The 12,576-nt window shown below is 70.0% G+C and carries 10 protein-coding genes and 1 tRNA gene; 4 read left to right on the top strand and 7 right to left on the bottom strand.

The features are described 5' to 3' along the window. Nucleotides 1–47 precede the first annotated feature (47 nt). Together ilvA and ELQ94_RS12855 are read right to left on the bottom strand one after the other, a co-directional pair. Entirely contained in the window at nucleotides 48–1,265 is a 1,218-nt protein-coding gene (gene ilvA, locus ELQ94_RS12860; RefSeq protein WP_243697027.1) for a threonine ammonia-lyase, read from the bottom strand. Nucleotides 1,266–1,377: 112 nt separating this feature from the next. Continuing rightward, complete coding sequence (locus ELQ94_RS12855) at nucleotides 1,378–2,721, bottom strand: AI-2E family transporter (protein WP_243697026.1); 1,344 nt, start codon at nucleotides 2,719–2,721, stop codon at nucleotides 1,378–1,380. A gap of 127 nt (nucleotides 2,722–2,848) precedes the next feature. Between ELQ94_RS12855 and ELQ94_RS12850 the strand changes: the two genes are divergently transcribed. The 3 genes from ELQ94_RS12850 to ELQ94_RS12840 all read left to right on the top strand — a co-directional run bounded on the left by ELQ94_RS12850 (nucleotide 2,849) and on the right by ELQ94_RS12840 (nucleotide 6,344). Next, complete coding sequence (locus ELQ94_RS12850; RefSeq protein WP_127050752.1) at nucleotides 2,849–4,129, top strand: winged helix-turn-helix domain-containing protein; 1,281 nt, start codon at nucleotides 2,849–2,851, stop codon at nucleotides 4,127–4,129. Nucleotides 4,130–4,256: 127 nt separating this feature from the next. Beyond that, on the top strand, nucleotides 4,257–5,645 hold the full coding sequence (locus tag ELQ94_RS12845; protein ID WP_127050751.1) for a proline-rich domain-containing protein: 1,389 nt from the start codon (nucleotides 4,257–4,259) through the stop codon (nucleotides 5,643–5,645). A 198-nt stretch (nucleotides 5,646–5,843) separates the two neighbouring features. Then, complete coding sequence (locus ELQ94_RS12840; RefSeq protein ID WP_127050750.1) at nucleotides 5,844–6,344, top strand: GNAT family N-acetyltransferase; 501 nt, start codon at nucleotides 5,844–5,846, stop codon at nucleotides 6,342–6,344. 49 nt (nucleotides 6,345–6,393) lie between these two features. Here the strand turns inward: ELQ94_RS12840 and ELQ94_RS12835 are convergent, their stop codons facing one another. The 3 genes from ELQ94_RS12835 to ELQ94_RS12825 form a co-directional block, all read right to left on the bottom strand. Further along, complete coding sequence (locus ELQ94_RS12835) at nucleotides 6,394–6,960, bottom strand: LemA family protein (RefSeq protein ID WP_127050749.1); 567 nt, start codon at nucleotides 6,958–6,960, stop codon at nucleotides 6,394–6,396. 120 nt (nucleotides 6,961–7,080) lie between these two features. Continuing rightward, nucleotides 7,081–8,394, bottom strand: coding sequence for a D-arabinono-1,4-lactone oxidase (locus ELQ94_RS12830; protein ID WP_127050748.1), 1,314 nt, complete (start codon nucleotides 8,392–8,394; stop codon nucleotides 7,081–7,083). Further along, the gene (locus ELQ94_RS12825; RefSeq protein ID WP_127050747.1) at nucleotides 8,391–9,656 is read right to left on the bottom strand and encodes a type III PLP-dependent enzyme domain-containing protein; all 1,266 of its coding nucleotides are present in this window, start codon (nucleotides 9,654–9,656) and stop codon (nucleotides 8,391–8,393) included. The genes ELQ94_RS12830 and ELQ94_RS12825 overlap by 4 nt, the downstream gene beginning before the upstream one ends. A 108-nt stretch (nucleotides 9,657–9,764) precedes the next feature. Between ELQ94_RS12825 and ELQ94_RS12820 the strand changes: the two genes are divergently transcribed. After that, nucleotides 9,765–12,002 (top strand): hypothetical protein, encoded by a 2,238-nt coding sequence (locus ELQ94_RS12820; protein WP_127050746.1) that lies wholly within the window; start codon nucleotides 9,765–9,767, stop codon nucleotides 12,000–12,002. A gap of 25 nt (nucleotides 12,003–12,027) precedes the next feature. On the opposite strand, the gene ELQ94_RS12815 is transcribed toward ELQ94_RS12820, so the two are convergent. After that, nucleotides 12,028–12,348 (bottom strand): rhodanese-like domain-containing protein, encoded by a 321-nt coding sequence (locus ELQ94_RS12815; RefSeq protein WP_127050745.1) that lies wholly within the window; start codon nucleotides 12,346–12,348, stop codon nucleotides 12,028–12,030. A gap of 119 nt (nucleotides 12,349–12,467) precedes the next feature. Beyond that, nucleotides 12,468–12,541 (bottom strand) — tRNA-Leu (locus ELQ94_RS12810). Between the last annotated feature and the right edge of the window lie 35 nt (nucleotides 12,542–12,576).

Raw genomic sequence — 12,576 nt, 5'->3', positions numbered from 1 at the left:
ACGAAGGGCGACGGACAGGTGTCCGTCGCCCTTCGTGTAGACGTTCGCTAGTCGATGATCTCGGGCTCGTAGCCGGCGCCGCGCAGCGTCTCGACGACGAGTTCGCGGTGCTCCGGGCCGCGCGTCTCCACACTGAACTCCAGCACCACGTCGTTGATCTTCATCCCGGGACCCTGCCGGGTGTGCAGGACCTCCACGACGTTGGCGTTCGCGCTCGCGACGAGCTCCGCGATCCGCGCCAACTGCCCCGGCCGGTCGGGAAGCGGGACGCGGATGGTGAGGTACCGGGCCGACGCGGCGAGCCCGTGGCTGACGACGCGCTGCATGAGCAGGGGGTCGATGTTGCCGCCCGACAGGATGGCGACCGTGGGTCCGTCACTCGAGACGCGCCCCTCGAGGATCGCGGCGACCGCGACGGCCCCGGCCGGCTCGACGACCAGCTTGGCGCGCTCGAGGAGAACGACGAGGGCCTTCGCCGTCTCGTCGTCCGACACCGTGACGACCTCGTCGACGAGTTCGTCGATGATCGCGAAGTTCCGTGCGCCCGGTCGGCTGACGGCGATGCCGTCGGCGATCGTCGGCTGGATGGCCACGTCGAGGGGGCGACCCGCCTCGAGCGACGGAGGGTAGGCAGCGGCGTTCGCCGCCTGCACACCGATCACCCGCACGGTTCGCCCGTCGAGCGCCGCCCGCTGCTTGATGGCCGCCGCGACACCCGAGATGAGCCCCCCGCCCCCGATCGGGACGATGACCGTCTCGACGTCCGGACGGTCGCGGTAGATCTCGAGGCCGAGGGTTCCCTGCCCGACGATGACATCATGGTGGTCGAACGGCGGGATGAGCACCGCGCCGGTCTCCTCGGCGAAGCGCGCGGCTGCCTCGAGGGGTTCGCTCACCGTGTGTCCACGCAGGATCACGCGGGCGCCGTAGTCCCGTGTGGCCTGCAGCTTGGGGAGCGGGACGCCGACCGGCATGAAGATCGTCGAGGTGATGCCCAGTTCACGCGCCGCGAAGGCGACGCCCTGAGCGTGGTTGCCCGCCGAGGCGGCGACCACTCCCCTGGCCTTCTCCTCGTCGGTCAGCTTCGACAGACGGTTGTACGCACCGCGGATCTTGTACGAACCCGTGCGCTGCAGGTTCTCGCACTTGAGGTACACCGGGGCGCCGAGGATGTCCCCGAGGAAACGGGAACTCTCGATCGGTGTGTCCTGGACGACGACGGACACGGTCTCGAGGGCCCGCTCGAACTCCGCGAGCGACGGGATGGCCGAGCCGGCAGTATCGGCCGCGGAACGCTCCGCGGCGTCGAATGTCCGGGCGGAGCGATCCGACACGGGGTGGCCGGGATCGACATCGGGCCGGGTGGATGACGAGAGGTCAGTCACGGGAGTCCTCCTGGAGGGGAAGCGATGAGGTGGAGGGGGTGGAACGGCGGGCGCGGCGACGCGCAGGCGGTTGACGGGGTACCGTCTGCCAGAGCACGTCGCCGTGATAGACCAAGGGGTCGTTCGACGTGCGCCAGGCCCCGCTCGCGATGTAGCCGATCATCACGTTGACGACCGCGGCCACCGGGACGGCGAAGAGCGCGCCGGGGATCCCCGCGAGCATCGATCCGGCGGCGACCACGAGAACGACCGCGAGAGGGTGGACCTTCACGGCCGCTCCCATCAGGAGCGGCTGGAGCACGTGCCCCTCGAGCTGCTGGACGCCCAGGACGACGAGCAGCATCGCGAGCGCGATACCCGGACCGTTGTACACGAGGGCGATGAAGACGGCGACGCTGCCGGTGACCACCGCTCCGACGATCGGAACGAAGGAGCCGAGGAAGACGAGGACCGCGATCGGGATGGCGAGCGGGAGCCCGAGGAGGAACGCGCCGAGTCCGATCCCCACCGCGTCGATCGTCGCCACGAGGATCTGCGTACGGGCGTAGTTCACGAGGGTGCTCCAGCCCGCCTGCCCGGCACCGTCGAAGGCGGGTCGAGCACGGGCGGGGAAGATGCGGACGACCCACGACCAGATGCCCTTCCCGTCGATGAGGATGAAGAGCAGGCTGAATAGTGCCAGGAGTACGCCCGTCACGACGTGTCCGAGCGTCGAGCCGACCGAGAGCGCGCCGCTCCACACCGCCTGGCCGTCGTTCTGCACCGTCGTCATCACGTCGGCGAAGAAGCCGTTGAGCTGCTCCTGTGTGATGTGGAGGGGCGAATCGAGGAGGAACGCCGTGAAGGTGCGGTAGGACTCGACCGTGCGATCGCGGACCGAGCCGAACTCGGACGAGATCTGCTGGACGGCGAGCCACAGCAGCCCCGACACGACCCCGACGGCGACGATCATCGCGACGGCGACGGCGATCCCGCGCGGCCACCGACGACGGACCAGGAAGGCGATGAACGGCACGAGGAGCGCCGACACGAGGACGGCGATGAGCACCGGGATGACGATGAGACGCAACTGCACCACGAGGAAGCCCAGGACGGCGAAGGCCGCGATGATGACGAGGAGGCGCCACGACCACGCGGCGGCGATGCGGACCCCGGGCGTCACGTCGTCCGACTCCCGACGCGCCACGGGGACGACGAGCAGCTCGTCGGTGTCGGTGTCGGTTTCGGTGAGGGTGTCGGCGCCGGCGGGCGCGGCCTGGGACGAATCGGCCGCGGAGCTCGCACGCGACGACGACCAGGGCCACCTCATGCCGTGGGTCCGTCGCCGCTTCTCCATCACCGGGCAAGTCTACGACCGGCACCATGGAGCGACGGGCATGATGACGGGCTCGCGTCAGTGCGCCGGACGGGTGTCCGGCCGGTGCCGATTCTCGATGTCCGGGGTCCATGGAAGACTGCGACCGATGACTGAGACGATCTCCCTCGACGCCGCCAGGCGAATCGCGCTCGCGGCGCAGGGCTTCCAGGCGGCACCGTCGGCGGACCCCGGCCGTCCCGCTCCCGGGGTCCGGTCGCTGGGCGCCCTCGTGCACCGGCTCGGCGTGCTTCAGATCGACTCGGTGAACGTTCTCGAGCGCAGTCATTACCTCCCCGTCTTCGCCCGACTGGGCGCGTACGCCACCGCGGACCTCGATCGCCTCACCCACCGCGCCGGTTCTGGCCTCATCGAGTACTGGGGGCACGAGGCCACCTTCATGCCGGTCTCGTCGTGGCCCCTCTGGCGCTGGAAGATGAGTGCGCGCCGGGCGAAGGCCGCAGCGGACCCGTCGCACTGGTCGCACGCCAACGGTCCGATGCTCGACTGGCTGCTCGACGATCTCGCCGCGAACGGCCCGCAACCGGCCAGTGCCGTCGAGCACGAGGCCTCTGTGCGGCGGGGACCGTGGTGGGGCTGGTCCGACGTCAAGACGGGCCTCGAGGTGCTGTTCGCCTGGGGCCTCGTGGTCTCCGCCGGGCGCACGCCGAGCTTCGAGCGCATCTACGCCCTCCCGGAGCAGGTCCTGCCGTCGACGGTCATCGATGCGGAGCCGTCGCGCCAGGAGGCCATCTCCTCGCTCGTGTCGCACGCGCTCCGCGCGACGGGCATCGGCACCGTCTCGGACATCGCCGACTACTATCGGCTCCCCGTCGCCGACTCGCGCCGCGTCATCGACGACCTCGTCGACGCCGGGGTGGCGTTGCCTGCGACGATCCGTTCGACCGGCTCGGCCGCAACCGACTCGGCCGCAACCGGCTCGTCGACGGCCGCCCGGCCCCGGCCGGTCTGGATCCATCGCGATGCCGCTCGGCCGCGCCGGATCCGACGCGACGCTCTGCTGTCCCCTTTCGACCCGGTCGTCTGGACCCGCCCCCGCGCGGAGCGGCTCTTCGACTTCCACTACCGGATCGAGATCTACACACCGGCCCCCAAGCGCGTCTTCGGCTACTACGTCCTCCCGGTCCTTCTCGACGGCGTGGTCGGCGCTCGGGTGGACCTCAAGAGCGACCGGGCGACCGGGCGGCTCCTCGTCCAGTCCGCTTGGCTGGAACCCGGGGCTCCCGCCGATGCGACCGATCGCCTCGCCTCGCTCCTGCGGGACCTCGCGGACTGGCAAGGGCACGGGGAGATCTCCGTCGGCTCGCGCGGCGGAGGCGTCGAGGCGCTCGCGGCCGTGCTCCGGGCCGGGCGACACGAGTCCCCGTAGGCGGGTCCCGTCCCTGAACAGGCATTCGGAGTCCACCCTCCTAATGGGGACTTCTCCCCCGTGTTGGCGCGGATCGCGACTGGTAGGTTTGCCGTGATCGCATTCGACCGAAGGGGAAGACACAGACATGGTCGCCGACAACAACCCGCCGCAGAGGCCCGAAGACGGAGCACAGAACTCCACCCCGCAGTGGGGGCCGCCCTCGACGGGACACCAGCCCCAGCAGAACGCCCCGCAGACCGGTGGCGCGTACCAGCCCCCGCAGAACGCCGGACAGAACGCCCCGCAGACCGGCGGCGCCTACCAGCCCCAGCAGAACGCCCCGCAGTCGAGCGGCGCCTACCAGCCCCCGCAGAACGCCGGACAGAACGCCCCGCACACCGGTGGCGCGTACCAGCCGCAGCAGAACGGCGGCGCCTACACGCCTCCGTCGAACGGCACGCCGCCTCCCGGCGGCTTCCCCGCCGGTTCGGCTGGATACGGCTCGACCCCTCCCGGCGGACCGGGCGGACCGAAGAAGCCCTCCAACCCGAACAAGAAGAAGATCGTCCTCTTCAGCGTCCTTGCCGGTGGACTCGTGCTGCTCCTCATCATCGGTGCCGTCGTCGTCAACATCGTGAACTCCTCGGTGTACGGACCCGACGCCACCGTGCGCTCCTACCTCTCCGCGATCGCCTCCGGTGACGCGTCAGAGGCGAACGACCTCGCCGCCCCGGGTGTCGCGGAGGAGCAGGCCGTCCTGCTCACCGACGACGTCCTCGGCGAGGCCACCGAGTTCATCACGGACGCGAAGATCACGGCGTCGCGCGTGCGCGGCGACCAGGCCACGGTCGACGTGTCCTACAGCCTCGGCGGAACCGTCTACGACGGATACATCGAGCTCTCCAAGGCGGGCAAGCAGGCCCTCTTCTTCGACACCTGGAAGATCGACTCGCCGCTCGTCGGCGACCTGCCCGTCTACATCCAGAACTCGAGCACGGAGACCAACGAGGCTGCGGTCAACGGTGTGACGGTCGCCTTCGGCGACGAGTACAGCCTGCCGGCCTACCCGGCGATGTACACGGTCGGCGCTCCCGGCAACGACTTCTTCACTGCGGAGGAGCAGAGCTACGCGGTCGCCACGGGAACCCGCGCGAACTTCGACGGCGTGACCCTCGAGGTCGCTCCGACGGAGGCGCTGACGGCCGCTGTGCAGGAATCGGTCAACGCATTCCTCGACGACTGCGCCGCGTCGACCGAACTCGACCCCGAGGGCTGCAGCCTGCGCCTCTCGTGGTACACCGACTTCACATCGGTGGACAAGGTCACCTACAAGATCGACGAGTACCCCACGGTCGAGGTGGACGAGAACGGCACCTACTTCACCGCGTCCGAGGGCTCGTACACGGCCGACGTCACGGGAACCACCTACGACGGATCGAAGGACACGCTGCCCTTCGGTCTCGACGGCGAGTGGGGCATCACGGGCAAGATCACGATCGACGGCGACACCGTCACGATCGAGGACACGTACTGATCCAGCAGTTCTGGGTTCAGTGGTTCTGACTCCCGGCGGCTGAGGCTGCCGCCGGGAGACGAACAGAGGGGATCGACCGAGAGGTCGGCCCCCTCTTTTCTGTGCGGAGCGTCCTGCGCGGAGAATCGTGCGGAGCGTCCTGCGCGGAGAATCGTGCGCCCCGCTGGCTTCGAGATCCGCGGCTGCCAGACTCGGACCATGATCGAGGGAGACGGCGGGATTGCAGAGACCCGAGTCACCTTGGAGCGCATAGAGCCGGATCAGGCTCTGCGTATCATCGCCCGCGACGAGGCGCCCGGTGATTCCTGGGAGGCCGAGTACCCCCTCGAGGATGAACTGGATCCCTTACGCTGTCTGGCCGCGTCGACGCATCCGCATCCCGTCTTCACGCTGTACATGATCCGGCGGGTGAGCGACGGGCGAGCGATCGGAGGATTCGGATTCTTCGGACCTCCCGACGAAGAAGGCCGGGTGGAATTCGGCTACGGGCTCGTACCGAGTGCTCGCGGCATCGGTTTGGCCACTGAGGCCGTCCTCCTCGGACTCGAACGTGCACGGGACGCGGGTGCACGGATCGCTGTCGCCGAGACAGAGCGCGAGAACCACGCCTCGCGGCGGGTACTGAGCAAGGCCGGCTTCACCGAGGTCGCTCGCGAGGGATCCCTCGTCCTCTACTCCCGCGACCTGCGCCGTGCATGACGAAGGGGCGACCTCTCGGTCGCCCCTTCGTCGCGCGGATCGTGACCGCTCAGAACTGGACCCGCGGCGGTTCGGCGATCGCGGCACCATCGGCGACCTCGAAGAACTCGCGCTCCGTGAAACCGAGCTGACGGGCGATGAGATTGTTCGGGAAGATCTTGATCTTCGTGTTGAGCTCACGCACACCGCCGTTGAAGAAGCGACGCGACGCCTGGATCTTGTCCTCGGTGTCGACGAGCTCGCTCTGGAGCTGCAGGTAGTTCTGGCTGGCCTGGAGCTGCGGATAGGCCTCGGCCACGGCGAAGACCGACCGGAGGGCCTGCTGCATGTGGTTCTCCGCCGCCGAAGCCTGCACCGGCCCCGTGGCGGAGAGCGTCTCGGCCCGCGCCTTCGTGACGTTCTCGAACACTCCACGTTCGTGGGCGGCGTACCCCTTCACCGCCTCGATGAGGTTCGGGATCAGATCAGCGCGTCGTTTGAGCTGCACCGTGATGTCGCTCCACGCCTCCTCCACCCTCACAACGAGGCTCACGAGCGAGTTGTACGTCACCCAGAAGTAGATGGCGATCACGGCGACGATCGCGACGACGATCAGGACAGGAATGAGCCATTCCATGCTCGGGCTCCCTCAGTGTTCTCGGTAGGCAGGGGCCGCACGACTTCGTGCGACGACTCCGTCGAGTCTACTGCGACACCCGGACGCGGCACCGTGTGATCGACGACCGGGTGGCTGGTGTCACGGACCCAGCACCCGATCGAGATAAGGATTCGCGAAAGCCCGCCTCGGGTCCAGCTCGTCCCTCAGAGCGAGAAAGTCGTCGAAGCGCGGATAGAGCGTGCGGAGCTCCTCGACACCGAGGTAGTGGATCTTGCCCCAATGGGGGCGGCCTCCGACGTTCCGAAAGATCTCCTCGGCCGCCCGGAAGTACGGCTCGTGCCTCTCCCGGTGGTACCGATGCACGGCGATGTAGGCGCTCTCACGACCGCTGGCCGTCGAGAGCCAGAGGTCGTCCGCGGCGGCGAAGCGGATCTCCAACGGAAAAGAGATCCGCCAGCGCCGCACGGCGATGAGGGCGGCGAGATCTTCGAGTACCGACGGGAGGGCGTCGACCGGGACGGCGTACTCCATCTCGGCGAAGCGGACCGTGCGCGACGTCGTGAAGACGCGGTGCGAATGGTCGGCGAAACGACGCGAACCGGTGAGCTTCGTGGCCGCTCTGTTGAGGGTCGGCACGACGACAGGGAGGACCGTCCCCGTCGCGCACACCGCGCGATACACACCGTTGGCTATGAGGTCGTCGTCGATCAGGCGCCGCACACGCGGCAGCGGAGCGCGAGCCCCGCCCGCGGGAAGTCTCGTGTTGGTCTTCGTCAGTGCGACGCGCGTATGCGGGAACCAGTAGAACTCGAAGTGATCGGCGGAACGCGCACGCTGCTCGGCCGCGGCGATCGTCGCATCGAGCGGTTCCGGCGCCTCGACGGCGCTCACGACGAACGCGTCGACGCACTCGATCGTGACGTCGACGAGCACTCCGAGCGCTCCGAGACCGAGGGACACAGCCGGGAGGAGCTCCGGCGACTCGTCGGCGGAAAAACGTCGCAGCGAGCCGTCCCCCGTGACGAGGGTGACGGCTCGCACGCGCGCGGCGAGTCCCGCGAAGCCGATGCCGGTGCCGTGCGTCCCCGTCGAGATCGCACCCGAGATGGTCTGCCGATCGATGTCGCCGAGGTTCTCGAGGGCGAGGCCGTGGGGCGCGAGGAGGCGCGACACGTCGGACAGCCTCGTCCCCGCGAGGATCGTCGCGAGACGCCGGTCCCTGTCGACGGAGACGAGGCCCGTGAGGTCGTCGAGCTCCAACAGCACCCCGGGCGCGACGGCGATCCCCGTGAAGCTGTGCCCGGAACCCGCGGCCTTGATGGGCAGACCGGAGCCGGCCGCTGCGCGCACGGCGCGCGCGACGGCGCCGGGGCTCGACGGGCGCTCGACCCGGATCGGGCGGGCGGACTCCGTGCGAGCCCAGTTGCGCCACAGCGCTCCGGTGGCCGTCATACGAAGGTCCGTCCTTCTCCGCGATAGGTGGGAGCGTCGTCCACGACCCGCAGGATCCCGCTCGCGTCGGCGTCGAGGACGGCGAAACCATCGAGTCGTTCGGAGAGTTCGCCGGACTTCGCGTGACGGAACCACACGCGGTCGCCGATGCGGAGGGGGCGCGCCGCCGCCCCGGCGAGAGGGGTCTGGACCTCACCGGCCGACTCCCGTGGGATGAATCGGAGCCCCGCCGGAGAGACGGGGGTCGGCAGACGATCGAGCCCGGGGGGACCCGACGCCACGAACCCGCCGCCGAGCACCGTGGCCACCGCCGGTTCCGGTCGACGCGCGACCGTGAGTCCGAAAGCGGCCGCCGGGGCCGGCGAGAAGCGGCTGTAGCCGTCGAAGAGCCGACCGGCGAAGATACCGCTCCCCGCCGCGAGTTCGGTGACGGAATCGTCCTGCGTGGTCTGCTCGAGGGAGCCTGTCCCTCCCCCGTTCACGAATTCGAGATCGGCGAGTCGGCGCACCCGCTCGACGGCGAGCCCCCGGCGCTCGACGAGTTCCGGCATCGAATGCCTCTGCATGTACGCGACGCTCGCGTTGTACGCCCGTCGACCGGCCGTGTCCGCGACACCCGCGATCTGCGCCTCGTAGGACATGATCCCGACGAGGACGAAACCGGGACGTTCGACGACGGCACGGGCGACACGCTCGATGTCGTCGACCGAGTGGAGTGGTGATCGATGGACCCCGACGGTGCCGAGAGGCCCCCGGGAGCGCCACGACGCGTCGAGCTCCACGCAGATCCGCACGGTCTCGCGTTCGGCCGGTGGCCGGACGGCGTCGATCAGGTCGAGGTGATCGATGCTGTCGATCATCAGTGTCACGCGGGCGGCGGCGAGCGGCGCCGTGACGAGGCGGGCGATGGCGCCCCTATCGGCGCTCGGATAGCCGACCACGACGTCGTCGATCGTGTCGGCGAGCCAGAGCGCCTCCGCGAGGGTGTACGCGAGGACCCCGGAGAACCCGTCGAGCTCGAGGAGCGCCTCGATCACGGACCGGACGCGCAGCGACTTCGACGCGATCCTGACCGGCTTGCCGGCCGCGCGTCGGAGGAGGTCGTGGGCGTTGAAACGCACGGCGTCGGCGTGGAGGACACCGACCGGAGCATCGAGATCCGCTGTCGCAGCATCGATCGAACCCCAGTAGGAGAGAGGATCGCGCCAGGGCGCTCGTTCGGTGCTCGCACGGGCTTCGATCGGCCCGAGTGAATACGCCATGCGTCCTCCGTCTCCGGCCCACCATACCGCCGGGCCCCGGTTAACGACACGTCACGAAACGGCGCGGGCGCTTGACCGAGGGCCACCGGCATCGTAGACAGGACAGACGTGGCTCAGCAGGGATCGGCGAAGCGCGAGGCCGTGCGCATCGAGGGAGCGTCGTCCGTGACGACGCCCTCCGTTCGTCGACCCGTGCGACGGAGTCCTCTCCGCTCTCTCGGTGTGGCCGCGCTGCTCATCGGTCTCGTCACGGCCGGCGCGATCGGGACCGGAGCGAGTGCGGCTCTCGCCACGACGGAGACCCCCTCCCCGCCGGCCGCCCCGACCGCTCCTCCCGAGGACGACCGGGCCGAGGCTCCGATCATCGGATCACCCTCGCCCGGGTCGGTGATCACCTCGGCGTCGACGACGATCTCGGGAACCAAGACCCCCGGGTCCGGCGTCCAGGTTCAGAACGGCGCAGGCGACGTGCTCTGCATCATCGACGCGTCCGACGCCGAGGGGTGGTCGTGCACGATCACGCTCGGGGCCGGCGCGGCCATCACGATCCAGGCGATCGCCACCGGCGCAGACGGCGCGGCCGGTGGCCGTACCTCGGTGCAGGTGACGAGCGTGCCGCCGCCGACGATCCTCTCCGGCGGGTCGACACCCGGCAACGGGCTCCTCCGCGGAACGGGCATCCCCGGCGCGACGGTCACGGCGACGACGTCGTCGGGCGAGAGCTGCTCGTCCGGCGCGGACTCGAGCGGTGCCTGGGCGTGCCTGCTCCCCGCTCGAGCAGCGGACGGTTCCTACAGCGCGACCGCCTCGCAGGTCGCGACCTACACCAGTACGCGATCGGATGCGTCTCCAGCCGTGCGGCTCGTCCTCGACCGGACGGTCCCGTCCCCGCCTCTCATCTCGAGCCCGCGCAGCGGTTCTTCCGTCCCCACGGAGGACGTCCGATTCGCGGGCAGCGGGGAGGATGGCGCCACTGTCACCGTCTTCGCCGGCTCGGCATCCGTGTGCCAGGCCATCGTGTCGAACAGCGAGTGGTCCTGCGTGGCCGCGCGGCTCACCGTCGGCGACGTGCGGATCGTCGCCATCCAGCGCGATGCGGCCGACAACACGAGCGGCGGTGGCGTCCCCGTGGAACTGACCGTCGGCGGCTCCACGCCGGCACCCAGTCCGACTCCGACGCCGTCCGGATCCGCGCCCGGCGACGAACCGTCGGAGACCGCGACACCGACGGCGCCGCAACCCGAGCCCTCCCCGGCTCCCCCGACGCCCGACGAGCCGACGTCGCCCGCCGTGCCGCCGCCCGGGGCCTCTCCGTGGGATCGCGACACGTGGGATGCCGCGACACCCTTCACGACGCCGCGCGCGCCCCTCTTCTCCTCGGGGACGGGGCCGGAGTGGGCCAGGACCCTCCTGCTCGCTGCCCTCGCCGTCGCCGGGATCGCGCTCGCGAGCCATGTGGCCCGCGGGGCCGGAGCGGTTTCCCGAGGCGCCACCGGTCCGGGCGCGACCAGCTCCTCGCCGCTCTCCTCGCCTGCTCGCTTCGTCCTGACCGGCCGCAATCGACGTGACGTCGTGACCGCTCCCCGTGTGGTGCCGGCACCGTCATCGATCCCCACGGTGGTCGCGGCCCTCGTCGCGGTGGCGGGCCTGCTCATCCTCTCGAGACCCGTCGACGGGTCGCCGGCCTACGCACGGCTCCTCTTCGCCTCCGTGACGGCCACGTTCGTCGTGGCTCTCGCCTCGGTCGCCGTCCCGGCCGTGGCCTCTCGCCTCTTCGGCTCCGGACGCGTTCACACGACGGTCGATCCCCGCGGGTTCCTCGTGATCGCAGCGACGGTCGCGGCGTCGCGCTTCCTCGGACTCGAGCCGCCGCTCCTCTTCGCCCTCGTCCTCACCGCGTCGACCTCGCTCGCGGTGAGCCGAGTCGCCGAGGGCCGCGTGGCGGGCATCCGCATCCTGTCGCTCGCCGTCCTCGGTGGTGCGTCCTGGGCCCTCGGAAGCGTCTTCCCTCTCCTCGGACTCGGTGGTTTCGCCGCCAGCCTCGTGACGGAGACGCTCAACGTCCTCACGGCCGCCGCCCTCGGGTCGGCCGCCATCATGCTGCTCCCCATCGGCGCGTCCTCCGGACGGAGCCTGTGGGCGGCGTCGCGGGTGGCGTGGGTCGCCATCGGCTTCGTCGTGGTCGCCGTCGAGCTCGTGCTGCTCGGATCAGGCACTCCCGCCATGACGTCGGCGGTCACGTCGATCGGATCGGCCGCCGCCGTCGCGTGCATCGTCCTGTGCCTGTCGGTGTGGATCTGGCGACGCTACATCGCTCCGGCTCTCGAGGAGGAGAGCGGGCTCTGATCCGTGCAGGCCCCGGCCCGACCTGTCAGGCGGTCGTCGCCCCCGCGGCCGCATCCTCGCCGTCGAGAGCGGCGAGCCCACCCTCGACATCGACGGCGTCGAACCCGAGGCCCACGAGGTAGGAGACGACTCGCGGGCTCTTGAGACCGGTCTCGCACACGATGTAGAGCGTCTCCACCGGCAGCTCGACGAGCCGGTCCGAGACCTCCGACATGGGAACGCGGAGCACGTTGGCGAAGGGAGCGCTCCCGGCCACGCCGTGTTCGCGGATGTCGACGACGAGGGCCGAGGGAAGGGAACGAAGACGGGTCGGCGCGATCCGCTTCATCGCGGCGGGGCCCGTCATGGAAGGAGCCAGCGTGTCATGGGTTCATTCTGGCAGGCGCGGGAGGACTGCGGCCGCCTATGGTCCCCCGTCGGCGTCCCCCGTTCGCGAGAACGGGACCGCACGCGGGTGCAGAACAGTGCCCCCGCTGGGGTTCGAACCCAGACTGCGGCGATTTTAAGTCGCCTGCCTCTGCCAATTGGGCTACGGGGGCCGGAGAAACCGACGACGGGTCGGGCCATCGGCCCG

It is taken from the genome of Labedella endophytica (genome assembly GCF_003990045.1).
Taxonomy (GTDB): Bacteria; Actinomycetota; Actinomycetes; order Actinomycetales; family Microbacteriaceae; genus Labedella; species Labedella endophytica.
Note: the sequence above shows the minus strand (reverse complement) of the source record. Positions and strands in the feature narration are given on the sequence as shown.

Bases quoted from the DNA above. Each gene is read 5' to 3' on its own strand.
- ELQ94_RS12855 (WP_243697026.1), bottom strand. From the start codon at position 2,721: ATGGAGAAGCGGCGACGGACCCACGGCATGAGGTGGCCCTGGTCGTCG.
- ELQ94_RS12850 (WP_127050752.1), top strand. From the start codon at position 2,849: ATGACTGAGACGATCTCCCTCGACGCCGCCAGGCGAATCGCGCTCGCG.
- ELQ94_RS12845 (WP_127050751.1), top strand. From the start codon at position 4,257: ATGGTCGCCGACAACAACCCGCCGCAGAGGCCCGAAGACGGAGCACAG.
- ELQ94_RS12840 (WP_127050750.1), top strand. From the start codon at position 5,844: ATGATCGAGGGAGACGGCGGGATTGCAGAGACCCGAGTCACCTTGGAG.
- ELQ94_RS12835 (WP_127050749.1), bottom strand. From the start codon at position 6,960: ATGGAATGGCTCATTCCTGTCCTGATCGTCGTCGCGATCGTCGCCGTG.
- ELQ94_RS12830 (WP_127050748.1), bottom strand. From the start codon at position 8,394: ATGACGGCCACCGGAGCGCTGTGGCGCAACTGGGCTCGCACGGAGTCC.
- ELQ94_RS12825 (WP_127050747.1), bottom strand. From the start codon at position 9,656: ATGGCGTATTCACTCGGGCCGATCGAAGCCCGTGCGAGCACCGAACGA.
- ELQ94_RS12815 (WP_127050745.1), bottom strand. From the start codon at position 12,348: ATGACGGGCCCCGCCGCGATGAAGCGGATCGCGCCGACCCGTCTTCGT.